Source organism: Pseudomonas sp. Yb2C2, from assembly GCF_052112325.1.
Classification (GTDB): domain Bacteria; phylum Pseudomonadota; class Gammaproteobacteria; order Pseudomonadales; family Pseudomonadaceae; genus Aquipseudomonas; species Aquipseudomonas marginalis.
In genome coordinates, this window is record NZ_JAVAJK010000003.1 from 185,146 (window position 1) to 203,466 (window position 18,321).

Here is an 18,321-nt window from a genome sequence, read left to right on the forward strand (position 1 = left end):
TTTTTCGCGAGCAAGCTCGCTCCTACAAAAAGCCTTAACTGACTGGCATTGGGGCTTGCCCCCTCCCACATTTAGAAATGCGCCAACTTCAATGCCAATGCCAATGCCAATGCCAATGCCTTGGCCTGAAGCGCCACATCCGTCACCGCCGTGCTCTCCCACCACATCCCGCGCAACGGCGGGCCCATGGCGAACAATCGCGTGCTGACCCGGCCCTGGGCATCCAGCACGGCGCCGCACGTATCCGCCGCAATCCCCAACGCCAACGGCCCAGGCGTGATCAGCCCGCGCTTGAGCAACTGCTGCGGCAACGGCCGGGCCACGCGGCGCCAGTCGTATTCGATACCGCTGGAGTTGATCAGCGCCGCCCCCGACACTTGGCTGATCACCTGCTCGCCACGGTAACGCAAGCGAATGGTCACGCCCTCGCCCGAAGGCTCCAGCCCCTTGAACGACGCCGCGCGAATGCGCAACCGCCCTTGCTCATGCAGCCGAGCCACCAACTGGGCACTCAACGGCGGCGAGCGGTGGTGATGGCTTTCCCACCAGGGCCGCACATGCCGCACGAACTGACGTTTCTGGCCTTCGCTGGCCTGGCTCCACAGCCGGCCGATATGGGCGCGCACGGTGTCCAGTGGCGCCTGCCAATCGATGCCCTGCGCCAGTGCCAGGCGGCATTGACGCCGCACCTCGCGCAGCAGTTGTCGCGGGCTGCACAAGGCGTGGTCGGCGGCGAGGAAATCGTCCCAGCCCGGCGGCTGCCGGCGCACATGGGGCAACAACCCGTGGCGTGAAAACACCTCGATGGGCCCACGGTGCCCGGCCTGTTCCAGGGACACCACGGCGTCCACCATGGTCAACCCGGAGCCGATGATCAGCACCGGCGCCTGCGGGTCGATCCGGGTCATGGCCTGCACGTCCCAGGGGTCCACGGCGGCGGCGTTCAAGCCGCTGGACTGGGTCTGCGGCGTGCGTGCCGCCGGGAACATGCCGGTGGCCAACACCGCCTGGGCGCCGTGCAGTTGCTGGCCGTTGTCGAGGGTCAGCACCACTGAATCGTCGCCGACCTGCAGGTCGACGACTTCGGCGCGGATATGCTCGACGGTGGACGCCGACAACGCCTTGGCTTCAGCCAGCCGTTGCTGTGCATACAGGCCAAAAATCCCGCGTGGCGGGAACAGCTCGCTGATGGGCACGTGCTGCTGGTCCGACTCGGGCCAACCGCCGGCGCCGATGTAGGCGGTGAGCCATTGGGTCAGGTCGTCGGCGTTGTCCGGGTCGACGCTCATGCGCGCCGCGTTGCCGTTCAAGGTGTGGCCCAGTTCGACGGCGCTGTAGGCCTCGCCACGGCCGAGTTCGGCGCGCGGTTCGATCACCAGGATCCGGCGCTGCCCAGGCCGGCGCAGCAGTTGCACCGCCAGCATGGTGCCGCTCAGGCCGCCGCCGATGATCACCACATCAGCGTTGCGGAGGGATTCAGTCATGCATATTCGCCTTTACTGTTTACCCAGATAAATGTCGTGCAAATCGCCCCGCGCCAACAGCTCGGCGGCGCTGCCACTCAAGGCCACGCGCCCAGTATCCAGCACGTAGCCCTGGGACGCATAGTTAAGCGCGACATTGATATTCTGCTCGGCGATCAGGAAGCTCACCTGCTGCTCGCGGTTGAGCTGCGCGATGATCTCGAAGATCTCCTGCACGATCATAGGCGCCAAACCCATGGACGGCTCGTCGAGCAGTACCAAAGTAGGACGGGTCATCAAGGCGCGGCCAATGGCGACCATTTGCTGCTCGCCGCCGGAGGTCAGGCCGGCGCGGGTGTGGCGCTTGGTCTTGAGCCGGGGGAACCAGGCGTAGATGCGCTCCAGATCCTGCTCCATGGCCTTGCGGCTCAGGCGCCGCACAAAGCCGCCGCTGCGCAGGTTGTCTTCGACGCTGAGCTGGCCGAAGACATGGCGGCCTTCCAGCACATGCACCATGCCTTGGCGCACGCGCTGGCTGGGGTCGACGCCGGCCAGGTCGACACCCGCATATTCGATCACGCCCCGGCTGACTTCAGCGCGCTCGGCACGCACCAGCCCGGAGATCGCCTTGAGGGTGGTGCTCTTGCCGGCGCCATTGGCCCCGAGCAAGGCGACGATGGCGCCCTTGGGCACGCTCAGCGACACCCCGGCCACGGCGAGGATCGCGCCGTCGTAGATCACTTCAATATCGTTGACCGTCAACAACGACGGGCGCATGGCTTCGCTGGCGAGCTGGCTCATGATTTATTCATCCCCGGTGCAGGTGCGTGGCGTCAGGCCTTTTTCCTTGGCGAACGCCGCGGATTTTTCATCGATCAGCGGGCGCAACAGGGCGCGGTCGGCGGCGATCCAGTCGCTGATCAGCGTCCAGTGGGCGCCGTCCCATTGCTGCACGCGCGCCGAGCCGCCGCCTTCGTGGTCGCGGCACGACAGCTTGAGGTTCTGCATCAAGCCCAGGTAGCCCATGTCCTTCAAGCGCGCGTCATCGATATTCAGGTGTTCCAGGCCCCAGCGGCCTTCTTCGCCATTGAGCGGACGCTTGCCGAACCTGGCCTGTCCGGTGCGGATCGCTTCCACGGCGACGGCGGCGTTCACCAGGCCGGAGTTGTAGTAGACGCTGCCGAAGTTTTTCAGGTCCTTGAGGTCGCTGTGGCCCTTGTCGAGGATGTATTGCTTGAGGCGCTTGTGGATCTCGAAATCCGCACCTGCCGGGTAAGGCGTGAGCGCCAGGTAGCCCTTGGCGGCGGCGCCTGCGGGCAATACGTCTTCGCTGGAACTGGCCCATATATCGCCGATGATATGGTCCACCGGGAAGCCGAAGCGCGCGGCGGTTTTCACCGCCACCGGGGTAGACACGCCCCAGGTACGCAGGAACACCCAATCCGGGTTGGCCTGGCGTACCTGGCGCCATTGCGCAGACTGCTCATTGCCCGGGTCGGCCACCGGAATCTGGATGTTTTCAAAACCGTATTTTTCCGCCAGCAATTTCAGCGGGCCAAGGGTTTCGCGACCGTAGGCCGAGTCGTGGTAGACCGTGGCGATCTTCTTGCCCTTGAGTTTGTCGAAGCCGCCTTCGCGCTGGGCGATGTAGTTCACCAGGGTCGACGCCTCGCTGTAGAACGTCAGCATCACCGGGAAGTTGTACGGGAACACCATGCCGTCGGTGGCTTCGGTGCGACCGTAGCCGAGGGTGATCAGCGGGATCTTGTCCACCTCAGCCCTTTCACTGAGCGCATAGGCCGCCGGTGCACCGTTGGGCTGGTACACCGCGACCGGCGCGCCATCCAGGCCGTTCTTAAAGCGCTCGTAGCACTCGATGCCCTTCTCCGCCGTCCACTCGGTCTCGCATTCCTGCCACACCAGCTTGACGCCATTGATGCCGCCTTCGACCTCGTTGATATAGCGCAGGTAGTCGATCATCCCGGCCCACACCTGCACGCCGCTGGAGGCGTAGGCACCCACCCGGTAGGTGGCCAGGGGAAAGAACTGCTGGTCGGCCGAGGCTACCGCCTGGGGCACGGCACCGGCCAGGGCTGCCAGCGCGAAGGCGGCGCCGGCCAGGGAACGTTTCAAGGATGCACGCATAGGGATTCTCTTATTCAGTCAGAAACGTAGGGGCCACTGACGCAGCCGATCGCGAAGGTTATGCAACAGGCGAATCAAGCCCTCGGGTTCCTTGATCAGGAACACGATGATCAACACGCCAAAAATGATTTTCTGCAGGTTCTGCAACTGCCCGGCATCCACCGCACCACCGAACAACGCCTGCCCGGCATGGCTGAGGAAGATCGGCAGCAAACTGATGAATGCCGCGCCGACGAAGTTGCCGGCAATGCTGCCCATGCCGCCGATAATGATGATGAACAGGATCTGGAATGAGCGGTTGATGTCGAAGCTGCTGGCGCTGGCCGTGCCCAGGTAGGCAAACGCCCACAACGCGCCGGCGATGCCGAGGTAGAACGAACTGACCGCAAACGCCAGGCGCTTGTAGCGCACCACCGGGATGCCGACCACGGCGGCGGCGGTGTCCATGTCGCGGATCGCCATCCAGTTGCGGCCCACCTGGCTGCGCACCAGGTTGACCGCGGCCCAGGTCAACAACAGCACCGTGACCAGGGTCAGCCAGTAGCGGCCCAGCGGCGTGTTGAGGTCATGGCCGAACAACGCCAGCTTCGGCGCCGAAATGGTTCCGGACGAACCGTAGTTGTAGAACCAGGGGAATTTGACGAACAGCCACTCCAGGAAAAACTGCGCGGCCAGCGTGGTGACCATCAGGTAGAAGCCTTTGATCCGCGAGCTGGGCAAGCCAAACAGCAGCCCGACCAGCGCGCTGATGATCCCACCGCCGAGCAGCGCCACCGGCAGGCCCAGCTCAGGCAGGCGCAGTAAAAACCCATAGGTGGCGAACGCCCCAACCGCCATGAAGCCGGCGGCACCGACCGAGGTTTGCCCGGTATAGCCGGTGAGTAAATTCAGGCCCAGCCCGGCCAGGGACAGCACCAGGAACGGGATCAGGATCGCATTGAGCCAATAGTCATTGCCCCACAGCGGCACCACGATAAACGCCAGCGCCAGCAGGCCGAGCAGGCTCCAGGGCACGCGCCGCTGGACCAGCAGCAACGGTGCAGTGTGTTCAGCAACAGGGATCGACATGCTTTCAGACTCGCTCGATGGCGCGCTCGCCGAACAGGCCGGCGGGACGGATATACAGGAAGGACAACGCCAGGACATAGGCGAACCACGGTGTGATGCCGCCACCGATCAGCGGGCCGATATACACCTCGGCGAGGTTTTCCGCCGCACCGACAATCAGCCCGCCGACAATTGCCCCGCCAATCGAGGTGAAGCCGCCGATAATCAACACCGGCAAGGCCTTGAGCACCACCAGCGACAGCGAAAACTGCACGCCCTGGCGCGCCCCCCACAACAACCCCGCCACCAGCCCGACGATGCCGGCCACCGCCCAGACGATCTGCCAGATGCGGTTGAGGTTGATGCCGATGGACAGCGCCGCCGTGGTGTCATCCGCCACCGCGCGCAGCGACACGCCGATACGGGTCTTGTTGAACAGCAGCGCCAGCACCGTCACCAGCACCACGGCCACGGCCGCGGCGATCAGGTCGAACTGGCTGAGCATCAGCGGCCCGACGAACAGCGGTACATCGTCGATGCCCAGGTCCAGAGCGCGCACCTGCGAGCCCATCACGCCCTGGGCCAGGCCTTCGATAATGAACGACAGGCCCAGCGTCGCCATGAACAGCGTGATCTGCGAGCGGTTCACCAACGGCCGCAGCACCAGGCGCTCGATGAGCAAGGCGCCGACAATCATCACGATCACCGTCAACAGCAACGCCAGGGCAAACGGCACGCCCTGGTCGTGCAGGCTGACGAAGGTCAGCGCGGCAAACAGCAGCATCGAGCCCTGGGCAAAATTGAACACGCCGCTGGCCTTGTAGATCAGCACGAAGCCGATCGCGACCAGGGAATACATGGTGCCGGCGAGCAGGCCGCCGAGCAGGGTTTCGAAGAAGAACGTCATCAGTGCGTCACTCCCAGGTAGGCCGCGATCACCTCGGGATTGGCCTGCACCTCGGCAGGGGTGCCGTCGCCGACCTTGCGCCCGTAGTCGAGCACCACAACATGGTCGGACAGCCCCATGACCACGCCCATGTCATGCTCGATCAACACCACGGTGGTACCGAGGTCGCGGTTCACGTCGGCGACAAAGCGCGCCATTTCCTGTTTTTCCTCGGCGTTCATGCCGGCCATGGGTTCGTCCAGCAGCAACAGGCTCGGCCCGGCGATCAATGCACGGCCCAGTTCCACACGCTTTTGCAGGCCATAGGACAGGTTGCCCACCAGCACATCGCGGTAGGCTTGCAGCTCCAGGAACTCGAGGATGCCCTGGGCGCGCAGGCGGAAGGCGTCGGCTTCACGGCGTGCGCGGGGCAAGCCGAGGGCCTGTTCGATAAGGCTGGTGTGCATATGCCGCGACAGGCCGGTGAGGATGTTGTCGAGCACACTCATTTTCTTGAACAGGGCGTTGTTCTGGAAGGTACGGCCAATGCCTCGACGCGCGGCGCCCAGCGGGTCGATACGCTGGAAATGCTGCGCCTCGAACACGATCTCGCCGGCATCGAAGCGATACACGCCGTTGAGGACGTTGAGCAATGAACTTTTGCCGGCACCGTTGGGCCCGATCAACGCGCAGATTTCCCCGCGCGCCACCTCGAACGACAACCCATTGATCGCCTTGACGCCCTTGAACGACAGCGAGATGTCCCGCACCTGGAGAATGGCTTGGCTCATGCACGCTCCCGTTTGAATTCGGCAAGCCACGTCGGCTCGGCATTGGATTTGAGGGGCTGCCAGATATAGGCCAGGCGCTGGAAGCCCAACAGTGTGCGCACGCGGTTTTTCAGCAAGCGGCGCAGGCCGCTGTGCGGGTGGGCAATGGCCCAGTCGCACAGGCGTCGACGCCAGGTGCCGTGGGGTGGCAGACGGCTTTCGATCTCGTCGGCCAGGTGCAGCAAACGGGCGGGCGACAGCAGCAGGCCGGTGGGCGCGACTTCGCTGCGATCACGTCGCGCCGAGGCCAGGCTTTCCGGGAAGGCCAGGCCGTGGCCGCTGCTCAGCCACTGCTCCAGCACCACCGCCAGGCCGCCTTGCCAGTGGGTGCCCTCCTCGCTCCACAACGCGGTTTCACCGGCGGGCTGCCACCAGCGCTGCAGGTGTTGCGCCGGGTCGACGGGGCCGAGCAGTTGGGCGAAATCCAACCGCTGGGTGAAGGTCCAATCGCGCTGGCGACCTTGAACGTAGGCATGGCTGGGATGAATACGCCACAGCTGTTGCTCCAAGGCCTGCGGCTCGAGGTTATCGGCCAGCGTCAGTACCTGTGCGCCGACGGACTGGGCCGCCAACGCCAGCAACAGCAGGTTCGGCTCAAAGGCGCCGCTGAGCACCAAGCGTGACTGTTGATTGAAACCTTGCTGGCGCAAACCATCGGCCAGGCGTTCGACATCGCGCAAGGTGTCGATCCAGCGCCAGGCGTACCACTGGCCCTGGCGCTTGTGGCGCAGGGCGATGTGCAACGGCGTGAGTTGCGCCCAGTGGCGCAGGTGTTCCAGGAGGGCCGTTGGTTCGTGCACGCTCATAGGGGGTTGCTCCTATTGGGGGGTGTGCGTGCGGTGGTCCGCTGGCTGAAATAAATCAAACTCAATTTCCCGTAAGTAGATACCGAGCACCACGCAAGTCCGTAGCAGCTGCCGAGCGCAAGCGAGGCTGCGTCAGGCGCGCTGCCGATTCGAGCCCGAGTCGCGGCCGACGCAGCCTCGCTTGCGCTCGGCAGCTGCTACGGGGTGAGGCCGCGATGGGGATTGGCATTCGCAGCCTCGCCAAGGCTGCGCAGTTGCTACGCAACATTTGCTTTGCGGGACTCAGCAAGGTTTCGATAGCCAGCGCCCGGGTGGTTCGCACCCAACCTTGCACCGTCGCCAAACAACTTCTCGCGCAATGTGCCCTGGGCGTATTCGGTCTTGTACACGCCGCGCTTCTGCAACTCCGGCACCAGCCATTCGACGGCGTCGACAAAGGTTTCATGGGTCAGCGCATAGGCGAGGTTGAATCCGTCCACGTCGGTCTCTTCGACCCACTCCTGCAACAGGTCCGACACGGTCTCCGGGCCGCCGACGAACAGCGGGCCAAAGCCGCCGATACCGACCCAATCGGCCAGTTCGCTGGGGGTCCAGACCTTGTTCGGGTCCGCCGTGGAGAAAGCTTCCACCGCCGATTGAATCGCATTGGTGTGCACGTGCTTGAGCGGCTCATCCGGCTTGAACTGGCTGAAATCGATGCCCGTCCAACCAGAGATCAGCGCCATCGCGCCTTCATAACTGGCGTAGGATTTGTATTCGTCGAATTTGGCCTTGGCCTTGGCGTCGGTCTCGTCGACGATCACGGTCTGCAAGTTGAAAATCAGGATTTTCTTCGGGTCGCGCCCGGCTTCGGCCGCACGGCGGCGGATGTCGGCGACGGTCTTTTTCAGCAGCACCTTGGACGGCGCGGCAACGAACACGCATTCGGCCTGCTCGGCGGCGAACTGCTTGCCACGGCTGGAAGCACCGGCCTGGTACAGCACCGGCGTGCGCTGCGGCGAGGGTTCGCACAGGTGGATGCCGGGCACCTGGAAGTGTTTGCCGACGTGGCGGATCTCGTGGATCTTGCTCGGGTCGCTGAAGATCCGACGTTCGCGGTCGCGCAGTACCGCGCCCTCTTCCCAACTGCCTTCCCAGAGTTTGTAGCAGACCTCCAGGTATTCCTCGGCATAGTCGTAGCGGGCGTCGTGTTCGGTCTGGGCTTTCTGGCCAAGGTTCTTGGCGCCGCTTTCCAGGTAGGAGGTGACGATGTTCCAGCCGATGCGGCCCTTGGTCAGGTGGTCGAGGGTCGACAGCCTGCGTGCAAACGGATACGGGTGTTCGAACGACAGCGACGCGGTCAGGCCAAAACCCAGGTGCTCGGTGACCAGCGCCATCGGTGCGATCAGCGACAACGGATCGTTGACCGGCACCTGGGTCGCCTGGCGAATCGCCGCGTCGCCATTGCCGTTGTACACGTCGTAGATGCCCAGCACGTCGGCGATAAACAGGCCGTCGAACTTGCCGCGCTCAAGGATCTTCGCCAGGTCGGTCCAGTATTCAAGGTCCTTGTACTGCCACGAGCGATCGCGCGGATGCGCCCACAGGCCCGGCGATTGGTGGCCGACGCAGTTCATGTCGAAGGCGTTCAAGCGGATTTCACGGGACATCACAGCACTCCGTTGAGGTGGTAGTTGCCGACGACCTGGTATTTCCAGCGCAACGGATCATCCAGGGTCGGTGGCAGCGCGGTGCGTTGGCCGGTCAGTTCGAATTCGGTGTTGCTGGCAAAGAGCAAGGCTTCAGCGGCGGCGATCTGCGCTTCGGTGACGGCGACCGGGCTTGGATCGGTTTCGGCGCGTTCAAGCAAGGCGGCCGCTACATCCACGCGAATCTGCCAATCGCCGAAGCGGCTGATCACGTAGGGGTCGTCGCTTTTTTCGACGTGGCGACGGGTGCTGTCCAGCAGTTGGCGTGCGAGGGTCAGGGCGGTCATGGGTCAGGTCCTCAGTTCCAGGCGTGGCGCGCAGGCTTGACGCCGTTGAGCACGAAATTGCCGATCAGATGGTATTTCCAGCGGGCCGGGTCGTGCAGGGTGTGGGTGCGCGCATTGCGCCAGAAGCGGTCGAGGTTGTGCTTGGCGGTGACCGAGCGGGTGCCGGCCAGTTCGAAGAGTTTGCTGCTGGCGAGCAAGGCAGTTTCGGCCGACAGGACCTTGGCCTGGGCGACCACCAGTGAAGCCTGGGCGACGGTGTCTTCATTCGGTTCGGCGAGGGCGCGGTCGACGGCCAGGCCGGCCTTGGAGAGGATCGCTTCGGTGCCGTGCACACGCCACTCCAGGTCGCCGATGGCGGCGATGGTGAACGGGTCCTGCCAACCGTGATCCTGCTGGCTGTCGATCCACGGACGGGCCTGCCGCGCAAAGATTTTTGCCTGTTCAAGGGCGCCGAGGGCAATGCCGGTGTCGACCGCCGCCTGGATAATTTGCGAAATCGGCCCATCGGCCGTGGGCTGGTCAAACGCCAGGTGGGCGGGAACCACCGCGCTCAAGGGCACGGTCACACCGTCGAGGGTCACGCCGCCGCTGGCGGTGGTGCGCTGGCCGAAGCCGTCCCAGTTGTCGATGACGGTCAGGCCTGGCGCATCGCGCTCGACGAGGCCGATGAAGGCCTGACCCTTTTCGTTATTACCCACGGTGGGCACGATATGCGCGAACAACGCGCCGGTGCAGTAGAACTTCTCGCCGTTGATTTGCGCGGTGTCGCCGTGGAAGCGAATCTGCGTGTCGAAGGTGCCGGCGTTTTTGCTCTTGGCCTCGGAGAAGGCGTTACCAAAGCGATAACCCGCCAGGACTTTGCCAAAGTAGTGGCGCTTTTGTTCCTCGGTGGCGGTTTGCAGCAGGATGTCCACCACGCCCAGGTGGTTCTGCGGGATTTGGCCCAATGACGGGTCGGCGGCGGAGATCAACTTGATCACCTCGGCCACCGTCACATAGGACACCCCGGCGCCGCCATAGGCCTTGGGAACGGTGATGCCCCACAGGCCGCTGGCGGAAAACTCGTCCAGTTCGGCGACGGGCAGGCGACGCTCACGGTCACGCGCGCTGGCGTCGACGGCAAAGCGTTCGGCCAGGCGCTTGGCGACCTCGATGGCCTCCGCGTCCGAGCGGATGATATGGGCAGGTTGTTGAGGGTGGGCAGACATGGGCCGACTCCAGGCTCCGAGGGGATACTGGAGTGTTTGCAGGAGTCGTGCCTGAATTTAATCGTCAGTAAAATCAGCCGGTTGCCGCGTAAACAGGCGTACAACCGCAGTTTCAAACCAGCAAAGTGTGCATCCACTGTTGGCTGGCAAACAGTTAGATCACCACATTGCGCACAAAGCGCACGGCGACCTGGCCGTCATTGCGATAGGCATGGGGCTGGTGGCTGGCGAACATGAAGAATTCGCCGGCGCCGATGGTATTTTCCTGCTCGCCGACCACCAACGTCAGGCTGCCCTCGAAGACGAACAGTTGCTCGCTCCACCCCTCCAGGTCGGGGTCCGGGCAATAACGATCGCCCGGTTCAAGGCGCCACTCCCATAACTCGACCTCGCGCCGCGCCGTGGCCTTGGCCAGCAACACCGCCTTGCTGCCGTCGATTTCCCCCGCCCAGGCCAGTTCGTTGATGCGGCTGTGATCGCGCACATCCGGTGCCTGGATCAGGTCGCTGAACGCCACATCCAACGCTTCGGCCACACGGTCGAGGGTGGACAGGCTGACATTCTTTTCCCCGGCCTCGATGGCCACCAGCATGCGCCGGCTGACCCCGGACTTTTCCGAGAGCGCAGTCTGGCTCAGGTCGGCGGCGTGACGCAGGCGACGAACGTTCTGGCTGACGTGCTGCAGGACCGAGGCCCGTTGTGGATTTTCTTTGTGCACTATATTGCTCAATGGGTGGGTGTGCGCAGTATACTGCCCAGCGTGCGGCGCATTGTGCGGTCCGTGCCTTTCCCTTGCAAGACCGAGCCGCCATGACCACGCCGAACTCCCCCTCGCGTTTCAACCGCTTCAGCAAAGCCGAGTGCATCCTGGTGTTTATCACCATGATCTGGGGCGGCACGTTTTTGCTGGTGCAGCATGCCATGACTGTCAGCGGACCGATGTTTTTCGTGGGCCTGCGCTTTGCAGCGGCGGCGATTGTGGTCGGGTTCTTTTCCTTGCGTACACTGCGCGACCTGACGTTGTTCGAGCTGAAGGCGGGCGTGTTCATCGGCGTAGCGATCATGTTCGGCTACGGCTTGCAGACCATTGGCCTGCAGACGATCCTGAGCAGCCAATCGGCGTTCATCACCGCGCTGTATGTGCCGTTCGTGCCGCTGCTGCAATGGCTGGTGCTGGGCCGGCGCCCGGGGTTGATGCCAAGCATCGGCATCATGCTGGCGTTTGCCGGGTTGATGTTGTTGACCGGTCCCGCCGGGGCTTCGCTGAATTTCAGCCCCGGGGAAATCGCCACCCTGATCGGTGCCGTGGCGATAGCGGCGGAAATCATTTTGATCAGTGCGTTCGCCGGGCAAGTGGACGTACGCCGGGTGACGGTGGTGCAACTGGCGACGGCGTCGCTGCTGTCGTTTTTGATGGTGGTGCCGATGGGCGAGGCACTGCCGGGGTTCTCCTGGCTGCTATTGTTCAGCGCCGTGGGCCTGGGCCTGACCAGTGCGGTGATCCAGGTCGCCATGAATTGGGCGCAGCAAAGCGTTTCGCCGACACGGGCCACGTTGATCTATGCCGGTGAGCCGGTGTGGGCCGGGGTAGTCGGGCGGATCGCCGGCGAGCGGTTCCCGCCGATTGCCATGCTGGGGGCGGCGTTGATTGTGGTGGCGGTGATTGTGAGTGAGATCAAGACAAAAGGGCAAAAGGCCATCGAGTTGCAGGATGAGCGGGAACAGGAGCAACAGGGCTAGGGTCCGAAACAATGCCAAACGGGAGTTTTCGACCTACTTTGTAGGATCCTGCCACATGTTGCCGTTTGGTGATCGACAAAGCGGCACGTATGATGCATCCCAAACTCCCGCAGATTAGAAGCCTATGTCCCTGATAGTTCTACTGCTTCTGCCTTTTATCGGCAGCTGTCTGGCGGCCTTGCTGCCGCACAATGCACGTAACACCGAATCCCTGCTGGCTGGCCTTGTGGCTCTGGTCGGAACCGTTCAAGTCGCCCTGCTCTACCCCCAGATCGCCCACGGTGGCGTGATCCGCGAAGAATTCATGTGGTTGCCCAGCCTTGGGCTGAACTTCGTGCTGCGCATGGATGGATTCGCCTGGCTGTTCTCGATGCTGGTGCTCGGCATCGGCGCGCTGGTGTCGCTGTATGCGCGCTACTACATGTCGCCGGACGATCCGGTGCCGCGTTTCTTCGCGTTTTTCCTGGCCTTCATGGGCGCCATGCTCGGGCTGGTGATTTCCGGCAACCTGATCCAGATCGTGTTCTTCTGGGAACTGACCAGCCTGTTCTCGTTCCTGTTGATCGGCTACTGGCACCACCGCGCCGATGCGCGTCGTGGTGCGTACATGGCCTTGATGGTCACCGGCGCGGGCGGCCTGTGCCTGCTGGCGGGCGTGATGCTGCTGGGGCATATCGTCGGCAGCTATGAGCTGGACCAGGTGCTGGCGGCCGGCGAGCAGATTCGCGCGCATTCGCTGTACCCGGTGATGCTCGCGCTGGTGCTGATCGGCGCCCTGAGCAAAAGCGCGCAGTTCCCGTTCCACTTCTGGCTGCCCCACGCCATGGCCGCACCGACCCCGGTGTCTGCCTATCTGCACTCGGCGACGATGGTGAAGGCCGGCGTGTTCCTGCTGGCCCGCCTGTGGCCGTCGCTGTCCGGCAGCGAAGAATGGTTCTGGATCGTCGGCGGTGCCGGCGCCCTGACCCTCCTCCTCGGCGCTTACTGCGCCATGTTCCAGAATGATCTCAAAGGCCTTTTAGCCTATTCCACCATCAGCCACCTCGGGCTGATCACCCTGCTGCTGGGCCTCAACAGCCCGCTGGCCGCCGTCGCCGCGGTGTTCCATATCCTCAACCACGCCACCTTCAAGGCCTCGCTGTTCATGGCGGCAGGCATCATCGATCACGAAAGCGGCACGCGGGACATCCGCAAGCTCAGTGGCCTGGTGCGCCTGATCCCGTTTACCGCGACCCTGGCGATGGTGGCCAGTGCATCCATGGCCGGCGTGCCATTGCTCAATGGTTTCCTGTCCAAAGAGATGTTCTTCGCTGAAACCGTGTTTATCTCGTCGACCCAATGGGTGGAAATCGCCCTGCCCCTGATCGCGACCATCGCCGGCACGTTCAGCGTGGCCTACGCCCTGCGCTTTACCGTGGATGTGTTCTTCGGCCCGCCCGCCACCGACCTGCCCCACACACCTCACGAACCCCCGCGCTGGATGCGCGCCCCGGTTGAGCTGCTGGTATTCACCTGCCTGCTGGTGGGCATCTTCCCGGCCCAGGTGGTCGGTTCGATCCTCGCCGCCGCGGCGCTGCCGGTGGTCGGCGGCGTGCTGCCGGAATACAGCCTGGCGATCTGGCATGGCTGGAATGCACCGATGATCATGAGCCTGGTGGCCATGTCCGGTGGCGTGGTGCTCTACCTACTGCTACGCAAACAACTGAAGCGCGGCCGTTTCAAGTACCCGCCGGTCATCAGCTACTTCAACGGCAAGCGCGGCTTCGAGCGCAGCCTGGTGGTGATGATGCGCGGCGTGCGCAGGATCGAGAAACGCATCAGCACCAAGCGCCTGCAGACCCAATTGTTCCTGTTGGTGATCGTCGCGGTGATCGGCGCCATGATCCCAATGATCAACAGCGGCCTCAGCTGGGGCGACCGCCCGAAGATCCCGGGCTCCATCGTGTTCGTCACCCTGTGGCTGCTGGCGATTGCCTGTGCCCTCGGCGCCGCCTGGCAAGCCAAGTACCACCGGCTCGCGGCCCTGACCATGGTCAGCGTGTGCGGCCTGATGACCTGCGTCACCTTCGTGTGGTTCTCGGCGCCGGACCTGGCGCTGACCCAGCTGGTGGTGGAAGTGGTCACCACCGTACTGATCCTGCTCGGCCTGCGCTGGCTGCCACGGCGGATCGAAGAAGTCTCGCCACTGCCCAGTTCGCTGCGCAAGGCGCGCATTCGTCGTCTGCGCGACTTCCTGCTCTCCACCGTGGTAGGCGGCGGCATGGCGCTGCTGTCCTATGCGATGCTGACGCGCCAGACGCCCAACGATATTTCCTCGTTCTACTTGAGCCGCGCCCTGCCCGAGGGCGGTGGCAGCAATGTGGTGAACGTGATGCTCGTGGACTTCCGGGGCTTTGATACCCTCGGCGAAATCACCGTGCTCGGCGCCGTGGCGCTGACGGTGTACGCCCTGCTGCGTCGTTTCCGCCCGTCCAAGGAAAGCATGGAGCTGCCGCCACAGCAGCGTCAACTGGCGCCGGACGTGGCCACCGACCTGGTCAACCCGCGCCAGGCCAGCGACACCGCCCTGGGCTTCATGATGGTGCCGGCGGTGCTGGTGCGCCTGCTGCTGCCGATTGCGTTGGTGGTGTCGTTCTACCTGTTCATGCGCGGCCACAACCAACCGGGCGGCGGGTTTGTCGCCGGCCTGGTGATGTCGGTGGCGTTTATCCTGCAATACATGGTTGCCGGCACCCAGTGGGTCGAGGCGCAGATGAGCCTGCGGCCGATGCGCTGGATGGGCTTCGGCCTGTTCTCGGCGACGCTGACCGGGATCGGCGCGTTGTTTGTCGGCTACCCGTTCCTCACCACCCATACCTGGCATTTCAGCCTGCCGCTGCTGGGCGATATTCATGTTGCCAGCGCGTTGTTCTTCGATGTGGGCGTATACGCCATGGTCGTCGGCTCGACGCTGCTGATGCTCACCGCCCTCGGCCACCAGTCGGTGCGCGCGCATAAACCGAGCAACCAGGCCAAAGTAGTCGCCGCCACCGAAGGAGCCGCCTGATGGAAGAAGTCATCGCAATTGCCATTGGGGTCCTGGCGGCCTCCGGCGTCTGGTTGATCCTGCGGCCACGGACGTTCCAGGTGGTGATGGGCCTGTGCCTGTTGTCGTACGGGGTCAACCTGTTCATTTTCAGCATGGGCAGCCTGTTTATCGGCAAGGAGCCGATCATCAAGGACGGCGTGCCCCAGGACCTGCTCAACTACACCGACCCCCTGCCCCAGGCCCTGGTGCTCACGGCCATCGTGATCAGCTTCGCCATGACCGCGTTGTTCCTGGTGGTGCTGCTGGCGTCACGGGGCCTGACCGGCACTGACCATGTGGACGGCCGGGAGCCCAAGGAATGAATTGGGTCAACCAACTGATCGTCGCCCCGATCCTGCTGCCGTTGCTCACCGCCGCGCTGATGCTGATGCTCGGCGAAAAACGCCGCCCGCTGAAGGCCAGGATCAACCTGTTCTCCAGCGTCATTGGCCTGGGCATCGCGATCCTGCTGTTGTACTGGACGCAAAAAGGCGGCCCCGGCTCGATTGGCGTGTACCTGCCGGGCAACTGGCAGGTGCCGTTCGGCATCGTGCTGGTGGTCGATCAACTCTCGGCGTTGATGCTGGTGCTCACCGGGATCATCGGCGTGAGCGCGCTGCTGTTCGCCATGGCCCGTTGGGACCGTGCCGGCACCAGTTTCCATGCGCTGTTCCAGATCCAGATGATGGGCCTGTACGGCGCATTCCTCACGGCGGACCTGTTCAACCTGTTCGTGTTCTTCGAGGTGCTGCTGGCGGCGTCCTACGGCTTGATGCTGCACGGCTCGGGCCGGGCGCGGGTGTCGTCGGGGCTGCATTACATCGCGATCAACCTGTTGGCGTCGTCGCTGTTCCTGATTGGCGCGGCGATGATCTACGGCGTGACCGGCACGCTGAATTTCGCTGACCTGGCACTGAAAATCCCCCTGGTCCCCGAGGCGGATCGCGGCCTGCTGCATGCCGGTGCGGCGATCCTCGCCACCGCATTCCTGGCCAAGGCCGGCATGTGGCCGCTGAACTTCTGGCTGGCCCCCGCCTACTCCTCGGCCAGTGCGCCGGTGGCAGCGATGTTCGCGATCATGACCAAGGTCGGCGTGTACACCGTGCTGCGCCTGTGGACCCTGTTGTTCTCCGGCCAGGCCGGCGCGTCGGCGTTGTTTGGCGGCGACTGGCTGGTGTACGGCGGCATGGCCACGATCATCTGCGCGGCGCTGGCGATGGTGGCGGCGCAGCGGCTCGAGCGCATGGCCAGCTTGAGCATCCTGGTCTCGGCCGGCATCCTGCTGTCGGCCGTTGGCTTCGCCCAGCCAAGCCTGACCGCCGGAGCGCTGTTCTATCTGGTCAGCTCCACCCTGGCGTTGAGTGCGCTGTTCCTGCTGGCCGAATTGGTCGAGCGTTCGCGCTCGGCCAACGACCTGCCGCTGGATGAAGAAATCGACGCACTGCCCAAGGCCATGGAATCCCTGCATCCGCGCCCTGGCGTGAACCTGGATGACGAGCAGAAGGCCGTGGTCGGCCAGGTGATCCCCTGGACCATGGCCTTCCTGGGCTTGAGCTTTGTCGCCTGCGCCCTGCTGATCATCGGCATGCCGCCGCTGTCCGGGTTTATCGGCAAGCTGAGTTTGTTGAGTGCGCTGGTTAACCCCTTGGGCCTGGGCGTCAGTGTGGATGAACCCATTCGCCCCGCGGCCTGGGGTTTGGTGGCGCTGTTGATCCTCTCGGGCCTGGCCTCGCTGATCGCCTTCGCGCGCCTGGGTATCCAGCGCTTCTGGACCCCGGAAGAGCGCCCATCGCCCTTGCTGCGCCGCTATGAGTGCGTGCCGATCTTCTTCCTGCTGGGCCTGAGCATCCTGCTGACCTTCAAGGCCGAGCCGCTGATGCGCTACACCCAGGCCACTGCCCAAAGCCTGAACAACCCGGAACACTACGTGATGGCGGTGATGGCCACGCGTCCGGTCCCCAGCCCCGAAGCCAAGACCGCCGCGCTGGAGGTGCAGCCATGAAGCGCCTGTTGCCTGCCCCGTGGTTGTCCCTGGCCTTGTGGTTGCTGTGGCTGGTGCTGAACCTGTCCGTCAGCCCCGGCAACCTGCTGCTTGGCGCGCTGCTGGGCCTGCTTGCACCGCTGCTGATGGCACCGCTGCGCCCGCTGCCGATCCGCATCCGCCGCCCTGGCGTGATCATCCGCCTGTTTTTCCTGGTCGGCCGCGATGTGATCGTCTCCAACCTGCAAGTGGCCTGGGGCGTGCTGATGTGCGGCTCACGCCCACCGCGTTCGCGCTTCGTCAAAATCCCCCTGGACCTGCGCGACGCCAACGGCCTCGCCGCCCTGTCGATGATCACCACCGTGGTCCCCGGCACCATCTGGTCGGAACTGGCGCTGGACCGCAGCATCCTGCTGCTGCACGTATTCGACCTGGATGACGAAGCGGCCTTCATCGCGCATTTCAAAAGCGCCTACGAGCGGCCATTGATGGAGATCTTCGAATGAGCGCCCTGCTCTCCAACGCAATCTTGATCAGCCTGTTCCTGTTCTCCCTGGCCATGGTGCTGACCCTGGTACGCCTGTTCAAAGGCCCCTCAGCCCAGGACCGGGTCCTGGCGCTGGACTACCTGTACATCCTGGCGATGCTGATGATGCTGGTGCTGGGTATTCGTTATGCCAGTGACACCTACTTTGAAGCGGCGTTGCTGATTGCGCTGTTCGGCTTCGTCGGCTCGTTTGCCCTGGCCAAATTCCTGCTGCGTGGGGAGGTGATTGAATGATGCCGTTGTGGATGGAAATCGTCGTCGCGGTGCTGCTGGTATTAAGCAGTGTGTTTGCGCTGATTGGCGCCGTTGGGCTGCTGCGCATGAAGGACTTTTTCCAGCGCATGCACCCGCCAGCACTCGCCTCCACATTGGGCGCATGGTGCGTGGCACTGGCGTCGATTATCTACTTTTCGGCGCTCAAGTCCGCGCCGGTGTTGCACGGCTGGCTGATCCCGATCTTGTTGGCGATCACCGTGCCGGTGACTACGTTGCTGCTGGCGCGTACGGCGCTGTTTCGCAAGCGTATGGCTGGGGATGATGTGCCGGCAGAAGTCAGCAGCCGTCGCTGATTCCTGTAGAAAACATGGTCAAAACTGTGGGAGGGGGCTTGCCCCCGATGGCGGTGG

At 63.8% G+C, this 18,321-nt stretch carries 18 protein-coding genes; 7 read left to right on the plus strand and 11 right to left on the minus strand.

Annotated features, from left to right (window positions below; translation table 11 throughout):
• Positions 1–71: 71 nt before the first annotated feature.
• The 11 genes from Q8X51_RS05170 to Q8X51_RS05220 form a co-directional block, all read right to left on the minus strand.
• Complete coding sequence (locus Q8X51_RS05170) at positions 72–1,484, minus strand: FAD/NAD(P)-binding protein (protein WP_407694117.1); 1,413 nt, start codon at positions 1,482–1,484, stop codon at positions 72–74.
• Positions 1,485–1,496: 12 nt separating this feature from the next.
• On the minus strand, positions 1,497–2,264 hold the full coding sequence (locus Q8X51_RS05175) for an ABC transporter ATP-binding protein (RefSeq protein WP_065927046.1): 768 nt from the start codon (positions 2,262–2,264) through the stop codon (positions 1,497–1,499).
• A gap of 3 nt (positions 2,265–2,267) precedes the next feature.
• Positions 2,268–3,608 (minus strand): ABC transporter substrate-binding protein, encoded by a 1,341-nt coding sequence (locus tag Q8X51_RS05180; protein WP_407694118.1) that lies wholly within the window; start codon positions 3,606–3,608, stop codon positions 2,268–2,270.
• A gap of 18 nt (positions 3,609–3,626) precedes the next feature.
• Complete coding sequence (locus Q8X51_RS05185; RefSeq protein WP_065948365.1) at positions 3,627–4,676, minus strand: branched-chain amino acid ABC transporter permease; 1,050 nt, start codon at positions 4,674–4,676, stop codon at positions 3,627–3,629.
• Between the two features lie 4 nt (positions 4,677–4,680).
• Positions 4,681–5,562: a branched-chain amino acid ABC transporter permease gene (locus tag Q8X51_RS05190; protein ID WP_027606301.1), complete on the minus strand. Its 882-nt coding sequence runs from the start codon at positions 5,560–5,562 to the stop codon at positions 4,681–4,683.
• Positions 5,562–6,332: an ABC transporter ATP-binding protein gene (locus Q8X51_RS05195; protein ID WP_065927043.1), complete on the minus strand. Its 771-nt coding sequence runs from the start codon at positions 6,330–6,332 to the stop codon at positions 5,562–5,564. The genes Q8X51_RS05190 and Q8X51_RS05195 overlap by 1 nt, the downstream gene beginning before the upstream one ends.
• Positions 6,329–7,177 carry an AMP-binding protein gene (locus Q8X51_RS05200; protein WP_065927042.1) on the minus strand — a complete coding sequence of 283 codons (849 nt, stop codon included), beginning with the start codon at positions 7,175–7,177 and terminating at the stop codon, positions 6,329–6,331. Before Q8X51_RS05200 ends, Q8X51_RS05195 begins: the two co-directional genes overlap by 4 nt.
• Before the next feature lie 257 nt (positions 7,178–7,434).
• Positions 7,435–8,826 (minus strand): LLM class flavin-dependent oxidoreductase, encoded by a 1,392-nt coding sequence (locus Q8X51_RS05205; RefSeq protein WP_065927041.1) that lies wholly within the window; start codon positions 8,824–8,826, stop codon positions 7,435–7,437.
• Complete coding sequence (locus tag Q8X51_RS05210; protein ID WP_065927040.1) at positions 8,826–9,152, minus strand: acyl-CoA dehydrogenase; 327 nt, start codon at positions 9,150–9,152, stop codon at positions 8,826–8,828. The genes Q8X51_RS05205 and Q8X51_RS05210 overlap by 1 nt, the downstream gene beginning before the upstream one ends.
• An 11-nt stretch (positions 9,153–9,163) precedes the next feature.
• Complete coding sequence (locus tag Q8X51_RS05215) at positions 9,164–10,360, minus strand: SfnB family sulfur acquisition oxidoreductase (protein ID WP_407694119.1); 1,197 nt, start codon at positions 10,358–10,360, stop codon at positions 9,164–9,166.
• 154 nt (positions 10,361–10,514) lie between these two features.
• A complete protein-coding gene (locus Q8X51_RS05220) occupies positions 10,515–11,078 on the minus strand; it encodes a helix-turn-helix domain-containing protein (protein WP_027606295.1) in 564 nt (187 codons plus the stop codon).
• Between the two features lie 92 nt (positions 11,079–11,170).
• Here Q8X51_RS05220 and Q8X51_RS05225 point away from each other — a divergent pair, with 92 nt between their 5' ends.
• The 7 genes from Q8X51_RS05225 (at position 11,171) to Q8X51_RS05255 (ending at position 18,264) form a co-directional block, all read left to right on the plus strand.
• A complete protein-coding gene (locus Q8X51_RS05225) occupies positions 11,171–12,100 on the plus strand; it encodes a DMT family transporter (RefSeq protein ID WP_115488486.1) in 930 nt (309 codons plus the stop codon).
• A 124-nt stretch (positions 12,101–12,224) separates the two neighbouring features.
• Complete coding sequence (locus tag Q8X51_RS05230) at positions 12,225–15,146, plus strand: monovalent cation/H+ antiporter subunit A (RefSeq protein WP_323147037.1); 2,922 nt, start codon at positions 12,225–12,227, stop codon at positions 15,144–15,146.
• Entirely contained in the window at positions 15,146–15,490 is a 345-nt protein-coding gene (locus Q8X51_RS05235) for a Na+/H+ antiporter subunit C (RefSeq protein WP_003192163.1), read from the plus strand. The genes Q8X51_RS05230 and Q8X51_RS05235 overlap by 1 nt, the downstream gene beginning before the upstream one ends.
• A complete protein-coding gene (locus Q8X51_RS05240) occupies positions 15,487–17,169 on the plus strand; it encodes a monovalent cation/H+ antiporter subunit D (RefSeq protein ID WP_065927038.1) in 1,683 nt (560 codons plus the stop codon). The genes Q8X51_RS05235 and Q8X51_RS05240 overlap by 4 nt, the downstream gene beginning before the upstream one ends.
• Positions 17,166–17,654 (plus strand): Na+/H+ antiporter subunit E, encoded by a 489-nt coding sequence (locus Q8X51_RS05245; protein ID WP_323147038.1) that lies wholly within the window; start codon positions 17,166–17,168, stop codon positions 17,652–17,654. The genes Q8X51_RS05240 and Q8X51_RS05245 overlap by 4 nt, the downstream gene beginning before the upstream one ends.
• Positions 17,651–17,929, plus strand: coding sequence for a K+/H+ antiporter subunit F (locus Q8X51_RS05250; protein WP_065927036.1), 279 nt, complete (start codon positions 17,651–17,653; stop codon positions 17,927–17,929). Before Q8X51_RS05245 ends, Q8X51_RS05250 begins: the two co-directional genes overlap by 4 nt.
• Complete coding sequence (locus Q8X51_RS05255; protein WP_112195958.1) at positions 17,926–18,264, plus strand: Na+/H+ antiporter subunit G; 339 nt, start codon at positions 17,926–17,928, stop codon at positions 18,262–18,264. The genes Q8X51_RS05250 and Q8X51_RS05255 overlap by 4 nt, the downstream gene beginning before the upstream one ends.
• The last annotated feature ends 57 nt before the right edge of the window (positions 18,265–18,321 follow it).